This is a genomic window from Comamonas squillarum, assembly GCF_025309455.1.
Lineage (GTDB): Bacteria > Pseudomonadota > Gammaproteobacteria > Burkholderiales > Burkholderiaceae_C > Comamonas > Comamonas squillarum.
In genome coordinates, this window is record NZ_CP104377.1 from 3,471,398 (window position 1) to 3,490,198 (window position 18,801).

General features: G+C 65.3%; 12 protein-coding genes. 6 read left to right on the forward strand and 6 right to left on the reverse strand.

The genetic code is table 11. The features are described from left to right. Positions 1-217 precede the first annotated feature (217 nt). The 3 genes from N4T19_RS16145 to N4T19_RS16155 all read left to right on the forward strand — a co-directional run bounded on the left by N4T19_RS16145 (position 218) and on the right by N4T19_RS16155 (position 4,801). Complete coding sequence (locus N4T19_RS16145) at positions 218-1,510, forward strand: solute carrier family 23 protein (protein WP_116925290.1); 1,293 nt, start codon at positions 218-220, stop codon at positions 1,508-1,510. Positions 1,511-1,747: 237 nt separating this feature from the next. Then, positions 1,748-3,268, forward strand: a complete 1,521-nt coding sequence (locus N4T19_RS16150) for an acetyl-CoA hydrolase/transferase family protein (protein ID WP_116925291.1) — start codon at positions 1,748-1,750, stop codon at positions 3,266-3,268. Positions 3,269-3,499: 231 nt separating this feature from the next. Beyond that, positions 3,500-4,801, forward strand: coding sequence for an MFS transporter (locus N4T19_RS16155; RefSeq protein ID WP_116925292.1), 1,302 nt, complete (start codon positions 3,500-3,502; stop codon positions 4,799-4,801). An 81-nt stretch (positions 4,802-4,882) separates the two neighbouring features. On the opposite strand, the gene N4T19_RS16160 is transcribed toward N4T19_RS16155, so the two are convergent. Next, a complete protein-coding gene (locus tag N4T19_RS16160; protein ID WP_116925293.1) occupies positions 4,883-5,863 on the reverse strand; it encodes a YihY/virulence factor BrkB family protein in 981 nt (326 codons plus the stop codon). A gap of 102 nt (positions 5,864-5,965) precedes the next feature. Beyond that, entirely contained in the window at positions 5,966-7,819 is a 1,854-nt protein-coding gene (locus tag N4T19_RS16165) for a flavin-containing monooxygenase (protein ID WP_260718514.1), read from the reverse strand. Between the two features lie 280 nt (positions 7,820-8,099). Here N4T19_RS16165 and N4T19_RS16170 point away from each other — a divergent pair, with 280 nt between their 5' ends. Together N4T19_RS16170 and N4T19_RS16175 are read left to right on the forward strand one after the other, a co-directional pair. Next, positions 8,100-10,064 carry a sigma-54-dependent Fis family transcriptional regulator gene (locus N4T19_RS16170; protein WP_260718515.1) on the forward strand — a complete coding sequence of 655 codons (1,965 nt, stop codon included), beginning with the start codon at positions 8,100-8,102 and terminating at the stop codon, positions 10,062-10,064. Between the two features lie 118 nt (positions 10,065-10,182). Further along, entirely contained in the window at positions 10,183-10,443 is a 261-nt protein-coding gene (locus N4T19_RS16175) for a DUF7661 family protein (RefSeq protein ID WP_260718516.1), read from the forward strand. Between the two features lie 193 nt (positions 10,444-10,636). Here the strand turns inward: N4T19_RS16175 and N4T19_RS16180 are convergent, their stop codons facing one another. Then, positions 10,637-11,473 (reverse strand): aminoglycoside phosphotransferase family protein, encoded by an 837-nt coding sequence (locus tag N4T19_RS16180; RefSeq protein ID WP_260718517.1) that lies wholly within the window; start codon positions 11,471-11,473, stop codon positions 10,637-10,639. Positions 11,474-12,042: 569 nt separating this feature from the next. Between N4T19_RS16180 and N4T19_RS16185 the strand changes: the two genes are divergently transcribed. Next, complete coding sequence (locus tag N4T19_RS16185) at positions 12,043-14,445, forward strand: glucose/quinate/shikimate family membrane-bound PQQ-dependent dehydrogenase (protein WP_182344271.1); 2,403 nt, start codon at positions 12,043-12,045, stop codon at positions 14,443-14,445. Between the two features lie 106 nt (positions 14,446-14,551). Here the strand turns inward: N4T19_RS16185 and N4T19_RS16190 are convergent, their stop codons facing one another. The 3 genes from N4T19_RS16190 to N4T19_RS16200 form a co-directional block, all read right to left on the reverse strand. Further along, positions 14,552-16,276: an acetyl/propionyl/methylcrotonyl-CoA carboxylase subunit alpha gene (locus N4T19_RS16190; RefSeq protein WP_260718518.1), complete on the reverse strand. Its 1,725-nt coding sequence runs from the start codon at positions 16,274-16,276 to the stop codon at positions 14,552-14,554. 136 nt (positions 16,277-16,412) lie between these two features. After that, entirely contained in the window at positions 16,413-18,005 is a 1,593-nt protein-coding gene (locus tag N4T19_RS16195; protein WP_260720311.1) for a 5-oxoprolinase subunit B/C family protein, read from the reverse strand. Between the two features lie 14 nt (positions 18,006-18,019). Then, positions 18,020-18,796 (reverse strand): LamB/YcsF family protein, encoded by a 777-nt coding sequence (locus tag N4T19_RS16200; protein ID WP_021027881.1) that lies wholly within the window; start codon positions 18,794-18,796, stop codon positions 18,020-18,022. Positions 18,797-18,801 lie beyond the last annotated feature (5 nt).

An 18,801-nucleotide genomic window follows, 5' to 3' on the forward strand; every position in this document is an offset into this window, starting at 1 on the left:
GATTATCTATCGCATTCACCCAACAATCCAGTGCTACCGCACCACAGCCTTGCGCCGACCCGGGCATGCGGGGCCTTGCAGTCCCCGCTCTGGCGCTGGTTAGAGAGTTTCCCTCTCTCTACAAGGCTTGCCAAATTCACTATGATGCAGCACCTTTTCTCTCGCTCGCCTGCAACTGCCCCTCCCGGAGCAGCCCTGCCTGCGGCCTGCCAAAACCATGTCTGATTCCTTCCTTCCCCGCTGGCGCGAAGTGCGCCCGGGTGCTGATGATGTTGTCGCGCCCGATGAGCGCCTGCCCTGGCCACAAACCTCGATCATGGGGGTGCAGCATGTCATCGCCATGTTTGGCTCGACCATTTTGGCGCCCATTCTGATGGGTTTTGATCCCAATGTCGCCATTTTGATGAGTGGCGTCGGCACTTTGATCTTCTTTTTGATCACCGGCGGGCGCGTGCCCAGCTACCTGGGATCGAGCTTTGCGTTCATCGGCGTGGTGATTGCCGCCACCGGCTACGCCGGCTCCGGGCCCAATGCCAACATCGGCATGGCGCTGGGCGGCATCATCGCCTGTGGCCTGCTCTACACCTTGATCGGTTTTATCGTGCAGGCGGTGGGCACGGGCTGGATCGAGCGCTTCATGCCACCGGTGGTGACGGGCGCGATCGTCGCCGTGATCGGCCTGAACCTGGCCACGGTTCCCGTCAAGAACATGGCCAGCAACAACTTCGAGAGCTGGATGCAGGCGATGACCTTTGTCTGCGTTGGCATGGTGGCCGTGCTCACCCGGGGCATGGTGCAGCGCCTGCTGATCCTGGTGGGCCTGATTGCCGCAGCTGTCCTCTACGCCCTCCTGACCAATGGCATGGGCCTGGGCAAGCCGGTGGATCTGTCGGGCCTGGCCACGGCCGCCTGGATTGGCATGCCCAATTTCTCGGCACCCCAGTTCAGCCCCCAGGCGATGGTGCTGATCGCCCCGATCGTGATCATCCTCGTGGCCGAGAACCTGGGCCACATCAAGGCCGTGACAGCCATGACCGGCCGCAACCTGGACCAGTACATGGGCCGGGCCTTCATCGGTGACGGCGTGGCCACGATGGTCAGCGGCGGCGTGGGCGGCACGGGCGTGACCACCTATGCAGAAAACATCGGCGTGATGGCGGCCACCCGCATCTACTCCACCGCGGTGTTCATGGTCGCTGGCCTCATCGCGCTGCTGCTGGGCTTCTCGCCCAAGTTCGGCGCGCTGATCCAGGCCATTCCACTGCCCGTCATGGGCGGCGTATCCATCGTGGTGTTCGGCCTGATTGCAGTGGCCGGCGCCAAGATCTGGGTGGAAAACAAGGTGGATTTCTCGCAGAACAAGAACCTGATCGTCGCGGCCATCACCTTGATCATCGGCACCGGCGACTTCACCTTGAAGTTCGGCAGCTTTGCGCTGGGCGGCATCGGGACCGCGACCTTCGGCGCGATCATCCTCTACCAACTGCTCAACCGCAGCGACAAGCGCTGAGCGGCACGCCAACGCATCGCCAAGCCCGGTTGTCCCGGGCTTTTTTTATGCGCTAAATTGTTGCAGTGCAACAATAAATTGCCAGCGCAGTAGCACTTATCCACAATCGGGTATTCCCGGATCCTTAATGGTTTCGGGTGCAACGACTGCTAAGATTTGCCCGCCTCGCAGCCCGGCCTTTGCCGCCGGGCAGCATCTGTAGACAATAACGAAAACACCTTCCTGGAGTCTCCCCCCATGTCGTTGAATGACCGTGTGCGCTGCAGCGCGCTGCACTCCCGCATCATGTCCGCCGCCGACGCGGCCGCGCTGATCCCTGCTGGCGCCAATGTGGGCATGAGCGGCTTCACCGGCGCAGGCTACCCCAAGGCCCTGCCCCAGGCCATCGCAGCCCATGCCAAGTCCGAGCATGCCGCCGGCCGGCCCTACAAGATCAATGTCTGGACGGGCGCCTCCACCGCTGCCGAATGCGACGGCGTGCTGGCCGAGGCCGCTGCCATCGGCCAGCGCCTGCCCTTCAACACCGACCCGATCGCGCGCAAGTCCATCAATGCCGGGGACATCGACTTCATCGACATGCACCTGTCCCACGTCGCCCAGCATGCCTGGTTCGGCTTTCTGGGCCACATGCATGTGGCGGTGGTCGAAGTACTGGGCATCACCGCCGATGGCCTGCTGATCCCGTCGACTGCCGTTGGCAACAACAAGACCTGGCTGGAGATTGCCGACAAGGTGATCCTGGAGGTGAACACCAAGCCTCCCGCCAAGATGGAAGGCATGCACGACATCTACTACGGCACCGCCATCCCGCCGCGCCGCGTGCCCATCCGCATGACCCACGCCGATGACCGCATTGGCGAGGGCTACCTGAAGGTGGACCTGGACAAGGTCGTCGCCGTCGTCGAGACCCACAAGGGTGACCGCGACAATGTGTTTGCCGCCCCGGACGCCAACTCCAACACCATTGCCGCCTCCATCATCGACTTTCTCTCGCACGAGATGAAGATGGGGCGCCTGCCCCAGGAGATGCTGCCCATCCAGTCGGGCGTGGGCAATGTGGCCAATGCCGTGCTGGCCGGCCTGCTCACCGGCCCCTTCGACAACCTGCTGGGCTTTACCGAGGTGCTGCAGGACGGCATGCTGGACCTGCTGCGCACGGGCAAGATGGCGCGCGCCTCGGCCACCTCCATCTCGCTGTCGGCAGCTGCCTACCGCGATTTCGAGGAGAACATCGACTTCTACCGCGAACGCATCATCCTGCGCCCGCAGGAGATCTCCAACCACCCAGAGCTGGTGCGCCGCCTGGGCGTGATCGCGATGAACTCGATGATCGAGGCTGACATCTACGGCAACATCAACTCCACCCATGTGATGGGCTCGAGCATGATGAACGGCATTGGCGGCAGCGGCGACTTTGCGCGCAACGGCTACCTGTCCTTCTTCGTCACGCCCTCGGTGGCCAAGAACGGCCATATCTCCTGCATCGTGCCGATGTGCTCGCATGTGGACCATACCGAGCACGACACGCAGATCATCGTCACCGAGCAGGGCCTGGCCGACCTGCGCGGCCTCTCGCCCAGGCAGCGCGCCAAGCTCATCATCGAGCGCTGCGCGCACCCGGACTTCCGCCCCATGCTGCAGGACTATGTGGACCGCGCGATGCACCAGTCGGCCGGCCTGCACACGCCCCACATCCTGACCGAGGCGCTGTCCTGGCACCAGCGTTACCTCGATACCGGCTCGATGAAGACCGCCTGATTCCGGACCCTGACCCCGTTTCCATGCCCCGGCAGCTGCGCTGCGCGGGGCTTTTTTGCATCTGTCTCCGACGCAATAGCGGCGGCGCGCGCTGCGGCGCACAATAGCGGCGATCCATGGCATCAGCTATGTAAAAAGCCGCAGAAGCCTTTGATAAAGCTGAACATACAGCTATCAAAAGCGAAGCACCTTAGCCACCCGTCCTACCCATAACAGCATCTGAGACCAAATATGGACACCCTGGAACAGCGCACCATCTCCAAGATCAGCTGGCGGCTCTTGCCGCTGCTGATGGTCTGCTACTTCATCGCCTACCTCGACCGCGTCAATATCGGCTTTGCCGGGGCCAGCATGTCCAAGGACCTGGGGTTCTCGGCAGCGGTCTTTGGCAGCGCGGCCGGTATCTTCTTTCTGTCGTACTTTCTCTGTGAAGTGCCCAGCAACCTGGCGCTGGAGAAGTTTGGCGCGCGCAAATGGATTGCCCGCATCATGTTCAGCTGGGGCGTGCTGTCGGCCGCGCAGGCCTGGGTCGGCGGCGCCACCAGCTTCAACATCGTGCGCTTTTTGCTGGGGATTGCCGAGGCGGGCTTTTTCCCCGGCGTGATCTTCTACATCACCTTGTGGTTCCCGGCCGCCTACCGGGCGCGCATTGTGGGCTGGTTCATGTTTGCCATCCCCATCTCCACAGTGATCGGCGCGCCCATCTCCGGCTTTATCCTCGACATGGACGGCATGGGCGGCATGCACGGCTGGCAGTGGCTGTTCATCCTCGAAGCGCTGCCCGCGATCTTCCTGACCTTTGTCGTGCTGTTCTACCTGCCCGATGGCCCGCAGGATGCCAAGTGGCTGAGCGACGAAGAGCGCGCCTGGCTGGCCCAGACCCTGACGGCCGAGCGCCAGAACCGCGAATCCATCCACAAGATCTCCTGGAAGCAGACCCTGCTCAACCCCAAGGTGATCGCGCTGGGCTTTGTCTACATGGGCATCACCGTGCCGCTCTACGGCCTGGGCTTTTTCCTGCCGCAGATCATCAAGGGCTTTGGTGGCCTGTCCAATGTGCAGGTGGGCTTTATCAACGCCTTCCCCTACCTGGTCGGCGCGATCGCGATGATCTTCTGGACGCGCGGCTCCGACCGCATGAAGGAGCGCAAATGGTTTGTGCTGATTCCGCTGGCCTGCATCGTCGCCGGCCTGCTGATCGCCGCCAACACCGCCGCACCGGTGCCCAAGATGGCGGCGGTGACCCTGGCTGCCTTTGGCATCTTCAGCGCGCTGCCCACCTTCTGGACCCTGCCCACCGCCTTTTTGAGCGGCACCGCAGCCGCTGCGGGCATCGCCTGGATCAACTCCATCGGCAACCTGGGCGGCTACATCGGCCCCACGATCTTCGGCACCTTGAAGGACAAGATGGGCAACGATGTCTACGCCGTCATGTTCCTGGCATCGCTGGCGGTCGTCGCGTTTGCACTGGTGTTCTTCATGCGCCATGACACCCGCGCCGAAGGCTTTGATGTGAAGGCCCAGGCCCACTAAGGAGCGGCTAAGCCCTCCTCCCAAAAAACAATGCGCCCTCGGGCGCATTGTTGTTGCTGCGTAGAGACTTTGAAAAGGTTCTTAGATCTGGAAATCCACGGTAGCGGCCTGCCCGGCCGTTGGCCGCAGGCGCGTGCTGTCCTCCTCGGCCCCGCCTCCTCCTTTGCCATGCAGCGCAATGTCAGCACTGTTCAGTGCGCGCGCGCAGCTGGCGGCAAACAGCAAAATAGCCGACGAGAAATAGATCCACATCAGCAGCACCACCAGCGAGCCGGCCGCGCCATAGGCCGAGACCACGGCAGCGGTGGACAGATACCAGGCCAGCACCTGCTTGCCGATGGTGAAGAGGAAGGCGCCAATGGCCGCGCCGGCAATCAAAAAACGCAGCCGGGGCTTGGTGCCGGTGCCGATACGCATCATGCCGACGAACAAGGTGACGGTGATCAGGAAGGACACGGTCTCGTTGATGACGCCCAGCAGCATGCCGGGGGCCTCGATATGCAACACGGCACCGGCCCAGCGCGTGGTCATGCTCAGCATCGTCGTGAGGACCAGCGATATCAGCATCAAAAAGCCCAGCACCAGGATATAGCCCAGGCCGCGCACACGCTGCACCAGCGAGTACCACCAGGGCGTGCCGCTCTTGTCGACTTTTTCGCCATGGTTCCACAGGCGCTCGAGCGAGGTCTGCAGCTCCACAAACACCCCGGTCGCGCCCGACAGCAGCATCACAAAACCAATCGCCGAGGCGATCAGGCCTTGCGACTTGGTCTGCGCGCTCGACAGCGCACCGCGCACCACATCGGCAACTTGCGATCCCATGATGTCTTCGACCTGGTGGATCAGGTTGCTCTCGATGTAGGAGCGATCGAGCCACCAGCCCAGCACCCCCACCAAGAGCAGCAGCAGCGGCGCCAGGCTCAGCATGCCGTAGAACGACATGGCGGCGCTCATGCGCAGACCATCGGCCGCCAGCCATTGCTCGGCCGCATGGTAGAAGGGGCGGAAAGGATTGAGCTTGCGTTGCACCCGCTGGGCGAGCGTCGAGTCTTGTGTCACCATCGCCCGATTCTGGCATCGATGGGCGGCCCGCCGGTGTCAGCCATCGGCCATAGCTGGCACCAGGTGCCAATTCCTGACATTCTGCGAACTGCCCAGGCACCCTCAGCGCAGATGGTGCACCGGCTGCAGGCCATAGACCGGGGTGGCCAGCCCTTCCTGCCGCGCCTTGAGCTGCAGCGCCAGGTACAGCGAATAGTGGCGCGACTGGTGCAGGTTGCCGCCGTGGAACCACAGCTGCGGCTGCTGGGTGGGCTTCCACATATTGCGCTGCTCGCCCTCCCAGGGGCCCGGGTCCTTGGTCGTGTCCGATCCCAGGCCCCAGACCTTGCCCACCTTGTCGGCCACCTCCTGGCTGATGAGCTCGGCCACCCAGCCATTCATCGAGCCGTAGCCGGTGGCATAGACCACCAGATCGGCGGGCAGCTCGGTGCCATCGCTCAGCACCACGGCGTTCTCGGTCAGGTGGCTGATGCCCTTGTTCTCGCCCGCCTGCAGCTTGATGCTGCCGTCGATCACCAGGTCGCAGGCGCCCACATCGATGTAGTAGCCCGAGGCGCGGCGCAGGTACTTCATAAAGAGGCCCGAATCGTCATCACCAAAGTCCAGCATGAAGCCTGCCGCTTCGAGCTGGCGGTAGAACTCGGCATCGCGCTCGCGGATGCGGTCATACAGCGGCACCTGGAAGTCGGCCATGATGCGGTAGGGCAGCGAGGCAAAGACCAGGTCTGCCTTCTTCGTGGTCATGCCGCTGGCCACCGCGCGCTCCGAGTACAGATCGCCCAGGCCAATGTCCATCAGCGAATCGGAGCGCACGATATGCGTGGACGAGCGCTGCACCATGGTCACATCGGCGCCATGCTCCCAGAGCGCCGCGCAGATGTCGTGGGCCGAGTTGTTGGCGCCGATCACCACCACCTTCTTGCCGGCATAGGCCTCGGGCCCGGAATGCTGCGACGAGTGCTGCTGCTCGCCCCGGAAGCGCTCCTGGCCTTCGATGCGGGGGATGTTGGCCTTGCCCGACATACCGGTGGCAAACACCAGCTGTTGGGGGCGCAGCACCATCTGGCTGCCCTCGCGCTCCACCGTCACTTCCCACTCCTGGGCCGCCTCGTCATAGCGCGCGCCCAGGCATTGGGTGGACGACCAGTAGTTCACCTCCATCACGCGGGTGTACATCTCCAGCCAGTCGCCAATCTTGTCCTTGGGCGCAAACACCGGCCAGTGCTCGGGAAAGGGGATGTAGGGGAGGTGGTCGTACCAGACCGGGTCGTGCAGGCACAGTGATTTGTAGCGGTTGCGCCATTGGTCGCCCGGGCGCGGCTGCCGGTCGATGACGATGTGCGACACGCCCAGCTGGCGCAGCCGCGCGCCCAGCGCAATACCGCCCTGGCCGCCGCCAATCACCAGCACATAGGGCTGGCGGCTCTCGCCCAGGGTCTCGGCCTCTTCCTGCTGCCGGTCCAGCCAGGTCTTGCGGCCCCGGCGTATGCCGTGCTCGGCCCCCATCGGCCGGCGCACACCTTGCGCCTCTTCAAAGCCCTTGAGCTCCTGGATCGTGGTCAGCAAGGTCCAGATGCGCCCATCGCGAATACGCAGGTGGCCCAGGCCCCGCGCATGGCGCGCATCCACCACCAGCCAGGCGCTCAGCACGCCATCGGCCTCGATGACCTCCTCCTTCGGATCGAGCTGCAGCACCAGGGGCGCGGCGGCGTCGAGCTGCGCGGCCAGCATGTCGGCCACCTGCGCGGGGCCCTCGCAGGTCTTGAGGTTCCAGGTCAGCAGCACCAGGTCGCGCCAGAAGCAGTCTTGGGCAAACAGCTGGCTGGCGGCCGCAAAATCGCGGGCGGCCAGCGCCTGGTTGAGCTGGTCCAGCAGGGCCTGGGCGCGGGCGGTGGGGGTGCCGGCCTCAGCGGGCCTGGCATCCGGGGTGGGGTTGGCGGTGGTAGCGGTTGTCATGGCTTGTCTCCTTTTTTTGGGATATCGCAGCGGCTGAGCGGCCGCAGCTGGGCTGTTTTTGCAAGCCCCATGCCAAGCGGCCATGCTGCACTGCAACCTCCTTGCACCAGGGGCGCGCATTGCGGGTTTGCCAGCAGCGGGCTGGCAGCGGCACTGCCGCAGCCGATGCAACACCTGTTGCATGCGCCCTTTTGCACTGCAGCATGTGTTGCGGGTTAGCCTGATTGGCAGCACCTGCGGGCGGGCACAGAATCAGCCCGGTGATTGCAGGAGACCCGCCATGCCCATCCACAGCTATACCGCCCATGTCCAGGAGCTCGAAGCCTTTGGCATGGGCTACCCGCTGCAGGGGGAGGCACGCGACCGGGCCGTGCTGGGCAGCTGGCGCCGCTGCATCGACCAGCACCGGCTCGACCCCTGCCGCACCAGCGAAGCCCATATCGTGCCCGCCGGCCAGCTGCGCGCCCACCGCGAAGAGTCCGAGCCGCTGATCCGCATTGCCCGCAGCGGGCTCGAGCGCCTCTACCAACAGCTCAAGGGCCTGGACTATGTGCTGCTGCTGGCCGACCGCCATGGCGTGGCGGTGGATTTTCTGGGCCATGACAGCGACGCCAGCGACCTGCGCGGCGCCGGCCTCTACCTGGGCGCGCAGTGGCGCGAGGATGTGGCAGGCACCTCGGCCGTCGGCACCTGCCTGGCGACCGGCGAGGCGCTGACGGTACACCAGAGCGACCATTTCGACTTCACCCACACGCGCCTGTCGTGCACCGCCGCGCCCATCTACGACCTGCAAGGCCAGCTCGCTGCGGTGCTGGATCTGTCCTTGCTGCGCTCGCCCGCCGCCCGCGCCAGCCAGCAGATGGCGCTGCACCTGGTCACCGCTGCCGTGCGCCGCGTGGAGCTGGCCAACCTGATGGCCCAATCGGGTAGCGACTGGGTGCTGCGCCTGGCGCAGTCGCCCGATTTTCTGGATGTCGATGCTGACGCCGCCCTCAGCATCGATGCGCGCGGCCGCATCCGCGCGATGACCCATGCCGCCAGCCGCATGCTGGCCGCCATTGCCGGGCTGAACTGGCGTCAGCACCCGTTGCTGACAGGCCAGCCCCTGGGCCGCTTTTTTGACACCGACCTGCAGGCACTGCCGCAGCTGATGCGCAACCGCCCGGCGCAAGAGCGCATCCTGCGCGCACGCGACGGCAGCATCTGGTTTGCCCATGCGCTGCCGCCTCAGCCGCGCAGCAGCGCGCAGCCCATCCCGCGCCCCACATTGCCAGCGCCGCTGCAGGCGCTGAACACCGGCGATACGGCCATGGGCCAGGTGCTGCACAAGGCCGCGCGGCTGGCGCCACAGGACCTGCCGGTGCTGCTGCAGGGCGAGACCGGCAGCGGCAAGGAGTTTCTGGCCCGCGCGCTGCATGCGGCCAGCGGCCGCAGCGGTGCCTTTGTCGCCATCAACTGCGCCGCCATCCCCGAGGCGCTGCTCGAGAGCGAGCTGTTTGGCTACCTGCCCGGCACCTGGACGGGAGGCGCGCACAAAGGCCGCACCGGGCTGATCGAGGCCGCCCACCAGGGCAGCCTCTTTCTCGACGAAATCGGCGACATGCCGCTGGCGCTGCAGGCCAAGCTGCTGCGCATGCTGTCCGAGTCGGAGATCACGCCCTTGGGCGCGCGTGCGCCGCGCAAGGTCGATATACGCGTCATCTCCGCATCGCACCGGCCGCTGGCCGAGCTGGCCCAAAGCGGCCAGTTCCGCGCCGACCTGCTCTACCGCCTGAACGCTGCCGAGCTGCCGCTGCCCGCCTTGCGCGAGCGCAGCGATCTGCTGGCCCTGGCCGCGCACCTGCTCGCCGTCATGGGCTGCAGCCTGCGCCTGAGCGAGGCCGCACAAGCCGCCCTGCGCGCCCACCACTGGCCCGGCAATCTGCGCGAGCTGCACAATGCGCTGCGCTATGCCGCTGCGCTGGCCGAGCAGCAGATCGACCTGGAGCACCTGCCCGATGCGCTGCAGCGCAGCCCCGCTGTGGCGCAGGGGCGGGACACGGTCAGCGATGGCGCATTGGCAGATACCGCGTTGGATGGCCCTGCCTTGCGCAACGCCACGCTGGAGCAAGTCCTGGCCCAGTGCCAGGGCAATGTCTCCGAAGCCGCCCGCCTGCTGGGCGTGAACCGCTCCACCATCCACCGCCGCATCCAGCGCCAGCAGCTCAGCCGGGTGTTTGCCAGGCAGGAGGGAGAGCAGCCTTAGGCCCTTGTTCACAGTCTCCTCGAACCTCGCACGCAACACGCAAGAGCCCCGCCACGGCATCGGCCTGCGCCGCCTCGGTTAGGCTGGTGCCACCACCCCCTTGCTGCGCTGCCTGCCCATGCCCCGATACCGCTTTAATGTTTTTGGCCGCATCCTTGATCTGGAACCCGTCAGCACCGGCTGGCGCTGCTATGCCGTCGGGCAGGACGGCAAGCGCGCGCCCGTGCAATTGGCCATCCCCGCCGATCTGCCCGCCAGCGAGTTGGCCCAGTACCTCTACGACATCTACCATGAGATGGCGACGGGCAGCAGGGGCGATGTGACGGAGATGGGGGTGACGGGTGCGGGGGATGCGTCGAGGAACGCAGGCACTCCCTGAGCGGGTGTGTACGCAGCCACCAGGGATAGGGCTGGCATTCTGGTTGGCATTCGGGCGGTGCCTGAGGAGATAGCCTGCCACCCCACACCATCACGGCGCTTGCCTGGACAGCTGCGCAGCATCTTCAGCACCAGCGGCGATGCCGCTGCGGTGAGGCGCGAGCTGCCAGCCCTAAGAACCTGTTCAAAGAGCCTCAGGCAAAGGCCTGGCGAGCGAGATGCGCCACGGCCAACTCCTGGTGGGCCTGGCTGTGCGATCCGTCCTCCAAAAACCAGGCAGCGGATAAAGCGGCGTGGGCCATCACCCACCGCAGCAGGCGCTGGCGCTCCAGTCCCGCCACATCGACAATGACCGCCAACTGGCGCGCAAAGCGCAGCGGGTCGGTGCAGCTTGGCAGATCCGGGTTGCACAGCACATTCACATAGTCGTAATAGCGTTCACCGCTGACGCGCTTGGGGTCTATCGCCAGCCATCCGCGCTGCCCGAAATCGAGAATATTGCGGTGGTGCGCATCGCCATGCAGCACGACCTGCTCACGCTGATCATGCAACAGCTCCTGGGTGACCATGGCGCAGTCGGCCATCAGCCCCCCTTCACGCTGCGCCATCGGCGCCAGCGACCTGAAAAAGTCCGCCAGCGGCAGCAGATGTTCCGGGGGGTCCGATGCGCAGTGGGAATGCAGCTGGGCCAGGGTGTGGCAGATACAGGCCGTCGCCGCATCATCCTCGCCTGCCAAAGCCATGCGCAGCAAATCCTGGGAGCCCATGGCGCGCTCCATCAGCAGCGCGCCTGACGCGGGATCAGAGGCATAGACCCGCGCCGCGCCATGGCCACCCCACCATTGCAGCACCTGGCCGCCAATGCGCTCGTCAGCATCTCGCGTCACCTTGATCATTGCCGGCAGGCCCTCTGGCGACCCGCGCAGGCTCACCGGCAGAAGATCACTGGTCGCCGTGACCACGGGCTTGCCAGCAGCCCGTACACCCCAGCGCTGGAGGTAGACATTGAAGGGTTCGAGGTCGGAGGACATGCACCGCATTGTCGTAGACGTGCATGTGCCTGCCTGGAAATCCTGGTGCACCACCATGGGCGGGCGCAGATGGCTGCTGCGCAAATCAAAAGCAAGACGGCGCCCATTGGGGTGCCCGGGCTTTTCCGCTGCTGCGCGGAAAACACCGCATTTGGCTGACAGACACTGCCATCGTCTGGTGCTGCAATAGTTGCCGACTCATCCAATTCAGCGGCCCTAAGAACCTGTTCAAAGTCTCCTCGCGCCGCGACAGTGGTTTTGCGGGATGGGATGCTAGGCGCAACACCGCAGCAATAGCCGCGCTATTGCGAGGATTTGCAACGACGCAGACCGCCCGCAAAACTACTGTCCCGAAGGGTTGGAGTGAAATCGGGCGATTTCTTCGCGCTGGCCCTTGCTTGCACCCTGGTGCAAGCGGCGGATCAGCCCTTCGAACTCATCCCGATTGCACTCCAACGCGGCTGCGTAGAGACTTTGAACAGGTTCTAAAACTCGATGGTTTAGCGACTGCTCCAATGGGTAGAAGTCTTCCGTTCAACCTTGGGCCCGATGGCCTGAAAGTGGAAGCAATGACGCAATCGCATGGCAAACCCATCGCTAGAAACTTCACCGTAGCGATCCTGGTCCTGGTGACCTTGTTTTTAGTAGGGGGCGGGGGATGGTTGATCGCTCTGGGGGGCTCGGCCTACTACCTGGTGGCAGGCCTGGTGATGGTCGTCATCACCTGGTGGTATGCGCGCGACCGCGCCGCTAGCCTGTGGCTGTATGCGGTGCTGCTGCTTGCCACCATCGCATGGGGCATCTGGGAGTCGGGGACCGATTTCTGGGCGCTGACGCCGCGACTGGATATCTGGTTTGTGCTGGGCCTGTGGCTGGTGCTGCCCTGGGCGAGCCGGCGGCTGAGCCAAAGCGCAGGCGCGAAATCGCTGCTCTCGCTTGGCCTTGTGGCGGTGCTTGCCGTGCTGGGCATGAGCTGGTTCAACGATCCGCAAGAGGTCAATGGCAGCCTGGCGCGCGCGCCGTCGGCGCAGAAAACACCGGTGGCCGGCGTGGCCGATGCTGACTGGCCGGCCTATGGGCGCACCCAGGCCGGTGTGCGCTACTCGCCGCTGGCGCAGATCAACGATGGCAATGTGAGCAAGCTCCAGCTGGCCTGGAAGTACCAGACGGGCGACTTCAAGGGCGATGACGACTCGGGCGAAACCACGGCGGAGCTGACCCCTATCAAGGTGGGCAACCGCATGTTCATCTGCACGACCCACCAGTTCCTCGATGCGCTCGACCCCGCAACCGGCAAGCGCCTCTGGCGTTTTGATCCGCAGCTCAAAGCCGACCGCACCTTCCAGCATCTGACCTGCCGAGGCGTGTCGTACTACGACAGCGCCAACGTCGAGGGCAACAGCGCCAGCGTGCAAAAGAACCTGACCCAGGCCTCTGCCGAGTGCCCCCGCAAAGTCATTCTGCCGGTCAACGATGGGCGCCTGTTCGCGGTGAACCCGGACACCGGCAAGCCCTGCAGCGACTTTGGCAACCAGGGCCAGGTCGACCTGCAGGCCAACATGCCGTTCCCCTACCGTGGCGGCTACAACCCCACCTCGCCCCCGGTAGTGACGGGCTCGACGATCGTGATTGGCGGCTCCATTACCGACAACCTGTCCAACGCAGAGCCCTCGGGCGTGATCCGGGGCTATGACGTCAATACCGGTGCGCTGCGCTGGGTGTTTGACACCGGCGCCGAGGACCCGAACCAGATGCCGGGCGAGAAAGGCGAGTTTGTGCACAACTCCCCCAATGCCTGGGCACCGCTGGCCTATGACGCCAAGACCGACATCGTCTACGTGCCGACCGGCGTGGGAACGCCCGATATCTGGGGCGGCGACCGCACCGAATTGAAAGAGCGCTATGCCAATTCGATGCTGGCCCTGGATGCCAGCACCGGCAAGCTGGTCTGGAACTTCCAGACCACCCACCATGACCTCTGGGACATGGATGTGCCCTCGCAGCCTTCGCTGGTCGACCTCAAGCGCCCCGATGGCACAACGGTGCCTGCCATTTATGTGCTGACCAAGACAGGACAGCTGTTCGTTCTTGATCGGCGCAGTGGCGAAGCCATCCTGCCGGTGACCGAAAAGCCGGTGCCGCAAAGCGTCAAGCGTGGCCCACAAACCAAGGGCGAGCATTATTCGCCGACGCAGCCCTTCTCGACATTGAACATGGGCCCGCACGAGAACCTGACCGACAAGAACATGTGGGGCGCCACCATGTTCGACCAGCTGATGTGCCGGGTGATCTTCCACCGCCTGAACTACGAGGGCATCTACACGCCACCGTCGGAAAATGGCACCTTGGTGTTCCCGGGCAACCTCGGCATATTCGAATGGGGCGGCATGTCGGTGGACACCGACCGCCAGGTCGCGTTCATGAATCCCTTGGGTCTGCCCTTTGTCTCGCGGCTGATCCCTGCAGACCCGAACCGCCCACGCACTGAAAAAGGCGCCGGCACCGAGCAAGGCGTGCAGCCCATGTACGGCACGCCGTATGGGGTGGAGCTCAATGCCTTCCTGTCACCGCTGGGTCTGCCTTGCAAGGAGCCCGCATGGATGACCGTCGCTGGTGTGGATCTCGCCACCCATGAGGTCGTGTGGAGAAAGCGCGTGGGCACCATCCGCGACAGCCTCCCCCATCTGATGCAGCTGCCGCCCATCAAGGCCGGTGTGCCCGGCCTGGGCGGCCTGATCTCCACCGGCGGCAATCTGATGTTCATTGGCGCGACGCAGGACAACTACCTGCGCGCATTCAACGCCAGCAATGGCGATCTGCTCTGGCAGGCACGCCTGCCAGCGGGCGGCCAGGCCACCCCCATGACCTACGACATCGGCGGCAAGCAGTATGTGGTCATCATGGCCGGCGGGCATGGCTCGTTCGGCACCAAGATGGGCGACTCGCTGATGGCCTATGCGCTGCCGGATTGATGGGCAGACGGATGGGGAGCCGTCGCCAATAACACCGCTCCCCAACGCATAAAAAGGGCCGCGCAACCCATGGCTGCGCGGCCCTTTGCATTGGTAAAAATGCGGCTTAGTCGATCCGTGCAATCACGGCACCGGCCGCCTGGTAGCTGCCCGCTTCCACCTTCAGGCTGATGCGGCCAGCGCGGGGGGCGTTGATCTGCATTTCCATCTTCATGGCTTCCATCACGGCGATCAGCTCGCCCTCCTGCACGCTGGCGCCATCAGCGACCTTCCAGGTCGTGAGGGTGCCGGCGGAGGCGGCAGTGACGGCCTTCTCGTCCACAGCCGCTTCCACGGGCGCTGGAGCAGCGCCAGGGGCCGACAGGCCCGACAGCAGGGAGGCGGGCAGGCCCAGCATCACGCGGCGGCCGTCGAGCTCGATGGCGACGCGCTGCAGGCCAGCGGTAGCGGCAGGCTGGGGTCGGGTTTCGGGCTGGGCATCCCACTGGGGCATCAGCTCGGTTTCGATCCAGCGGGTGTGCACGCCAAAGTGCTCGCCGTTGATGAAGTCGGCATGCGCCATCACGGCTTCGTGGAAAGGCAGCACCGTGGGCACGCCTTCGATCTTGAACTCCTTGAGCGCGCGGCGTGCGCGTTGCACGGCCACTTCGCGGCTGGGGCCCCAGACAATCAGCTTGGCCAGCATCGAATCGAACTGGCCCGCCACTTGCGAGCCCGATTCCACACCGCTGTCAACGCGCACGCCGGGGCCCGATGGGGCCTCGAAGCGGGTGACCAGACCAGGGGCGGGCAGGAAGCCACGGCCCACGTCTTCGGCATTGATGCGGAACTCAAAAGCATGGCCGTGGGGTGCAGGCACCGAGGTATCGGCCAGCACTTCGCCTTCGGCCACGCGGAACTGCAGGCGCACCAGGTCGGTACCGGTGGTCTCTTCGGTCACCGGATGCTCCACCTGCAAGCGGGTGTTGACCTCCAGGAACGAGATTGCGCCGCCTTGGCTCAGCAGGTATTCCACCGTGCCGGCGCCCACGTAGCCCGCGGCCTGGCAGATCTCGCGGGCCGATTGGTGGATGCGCTCGCGCTGCGCGTCGGTGAGGAATGGCGCAGGTGCTTCTTCGACCAGCTTCTGGTTGCGGCGCTGCAGCGAGCAATCGCGCGTGCCGAGCACCCGCACATTGCCGTGCTGGTCGGCCATCACCTGGGCTTCGATGTGGCGGGGCTTGTCCAGGAACTGCTCGACAAAGCACTCGCCACGGCCAAAGGCCGTGACCGCCTCGCGCACCGCCGCGCCATACAGCTCGTCGATGTCCTCGGCCTTCCAGATCACCTTGATGCCACGGCCACCACCGCCGAACGCGGCCTTGACCGCAATCGGCAGGCCATGCTCACGCGCAAAGGCATGCACTTCGGAGACATCCTTGACCGGCTCGGGCGTGCCTGCCACCAGCGGGGCACCGACGCTCAGCGCCAGCTTGCGCGCCTGCACCTTGTCGCCCAGCTGCTCGATGGCCGAAGGCGGTGGGCCCACCCAGGTGAGACCGGCACCGATCACCGCGCGGGCAAAGGCGGCGTTCTCGGACAGAAAGCCATAGCCTGGGTGCACGGCATCTGCGCCGCTTTTTTGCGCCACTGCGATCAGCTTGGCGATGTCCAGATAGGTCTCGGCCGGGCGCTGGCCTTCAAGCGCATAGGCCTCATCGGCCATGCGCACATGCAGGGCGTCGATATCGGCGTCGGCATACACCGCCACGCTCTTGAGGCCGTGGTCCGTGCAGGCACGGATGATGCGGACGGCGATCTCGCCTCTATTTGCAATCAGAACTTTTTTCATGGCTGAGAAGACTCCAGACAACCAAAACACGACAGAGAAGTGCGACTGCCGCAGCGTGTTTCACGGCCTTTTGCAATCAACACTTCGCTCATAGCTAAATCCATTCAAGAACGGGCGCGCAGGCCCTGTTCCACACTCAGCCCACCAGGTCCGCAAAGGGCGCCAGGGGGCGGAATTGCAACCAGCCACCGACGGGCACTTGCGCGGCCAGGTCCAGGTGGTAGGAGGCAATGCAGGCGATGACCGGGTAACCACCGGTCAAGGGGTGGTCGGCCAGGAAAAGGACAGGCTGGCCACTGGCGGGCACCTGGATGGCGCCCAGGGCCGTGCCCTCGCTGGGCAGCTCCTGGGTTTGGCTGCGCACCAGAGCCTCTTGCCCAGCCAGGCGCAAGCCCACGCGGTTGGACTGGGGGGTCACCTGCCAGCGCTGCGCAGCAAACAGGGCCACGGCCTCGGGGGTGAACCAGTCGGTGCGCGGGCCCATGACGACATCGAGCACCACGGTCTCTCCGGCCTTGGGCAGCGACGGCGGGTTCAGATCGGCGTCCTCCACGGCAGCGGCATCGCGCGCATCGCCCACGGCCAGGGTCTGGCCGGTAGCCAATGCGGCGGGGCCAATGCGGGCCAGGGTATCGGTGCTGGTACTGCCCAGCACGGGCTCGACCAGCCAGCCACCGCGCACGGCCACATAGCTGCGCACGCCGCTGTCGGGCTCGCCCAGCTGGATCACATCGCCATCGTTCAACGCAATGGCCGCATTGCGTTCGACCTGCCAGGCAGCGCCGCTGGCGCTGCGCACGGTCAAGGGGCCGGTGGCGCCAGTGACGGCCACCACGGTGGCACCCAGGCTTTGCAATTGCAGGCCTGCGGCCACCGATTCGAGCACCGACAGGCGCGCATCGTTGCCCACCAGGCGGTTGGCACGGCGCATCGCGCCCTGGTCCAGCGCACCGGCGGCCGATACGCCCTGGCCAGCCTGGCCGGCACGGCCGGCATCCTGCACCAGGGTTTGCAGGCCGGTGGCACGCACGCGCATGCCGGCGCCGGTGTGCTCCGCCGCTGCCGGGGCTGGGGCTTGCACAGCGGATTGCTGCTGGAGCAAGGCCTGGCCAGCAGCAGTGCTGGCGTCGACAAAGCGCACCAGCATGCCCGGCTGCAGCAACGCAGGCGGGTCGCGCAGCAGGTCCCACATCGGCACATCGGTGCGGCCCAGCAGCTGCCAGCCGCCGGGGGTGTCATTGGGGTAGACGGCACTGAAGGTGCCGGCAATCGCCACCGAGCCCGCAGGCACCTTGGTGCGCGGCGTGCTGCGGCGCGGCACGTTCAGGCTCGGGTCGCCCCCGGTCAGGTAGGCAAAGCCGGGCGCAAAGCCGCAAAAGGCCACGCTGTAGTCGCTGCCGCTGTGGCGGCGAATCAGCTCGGGCACATCAATGCCCAGGATCTGCGCCACATCGGCCAGGTCCTCGCCGTCGTAGTGCACCGCGATCTCGACACGCTGGCCGGCGCTGCGGGCCTGGCGGCCCAGCTGCAGCGCAGCCATGTGGCGCTGCAGGTCGGCCGCGCTGGTCTGCCAGCGGTCAAAGGCGATCAGGATGGTGCGCGCAGCGGGCACCAGCTCCTGCACGCCAGCGGGCAGCTCGGCCTGCAAAGCAGCCAGCAGGTCCAAGGTGTGCTCCAGGTCCTGCAGCTCCACCAGCATGCTCTGGTCGCTCACCGGCAAAAAGCGCATCGTGCGTTCGTCGCTCATGCGCCCGCCTTGTCCATGAAGGAGCGGATCTGCACGCCAGCGGCCTGCAGGTGCTCACGCACCGCCTGGGCCATCGCCACTGCGCCGGGGCTGTCGCCGTGCACGCAGATGGAATCGGCCTGCACCTCGACCACCGAGCCATCATTGGCCTGCACCGTGCCTTGCTGCACCAGCTGCAGCATGCGCTGGGCAACCATCTCGGGATCGTGCAGCACGGCACCGGGCTCGCGGCGCGATACCAAGGTGCCTTGCGGGGTGTAGCCCCGGTCGGCAAAGGCCTCGGCAATCACCGTCAGGCCCGCGTCGCGCGCCCATTGCATCAGCGGCGAGCCGGCCAGCACCACCAGCGCCAGCTGGCCGCCCACAGCCTGCATGGCTTCGATCACGGCAGCGGCCTGGCGGCGGTCCTGGGCGATGGTGTTGTACAGCGCGCCATGGGGTTTGACATAGCGCACCGTGGTGCCTGCCGCAGCGGCCAGGCCTTGCAGCGCGCCAATCTGGTAGATCACATCGCTCACCAGGTCGGCATGGGCCACATCCATGTTGCGGCGGCCAAAACCGACCAGGTCGCGGTAGGCCACATGGGCACCGACCACGACGTTGTTGGCCTTGGCTTTTTTCAAGGTATCGAGAATGCCAGCCGGATCGCCTGCATGAAAACCGCAGGCCACGTTGGCGCTGCTGACGATGGACAGCATGGACGCATCGTCGCCCATGGTCCATGCACCCAGGCTCTCGCCCAGGTCGCTGTTCAAATCCATGGTGAGGGACATGGTGC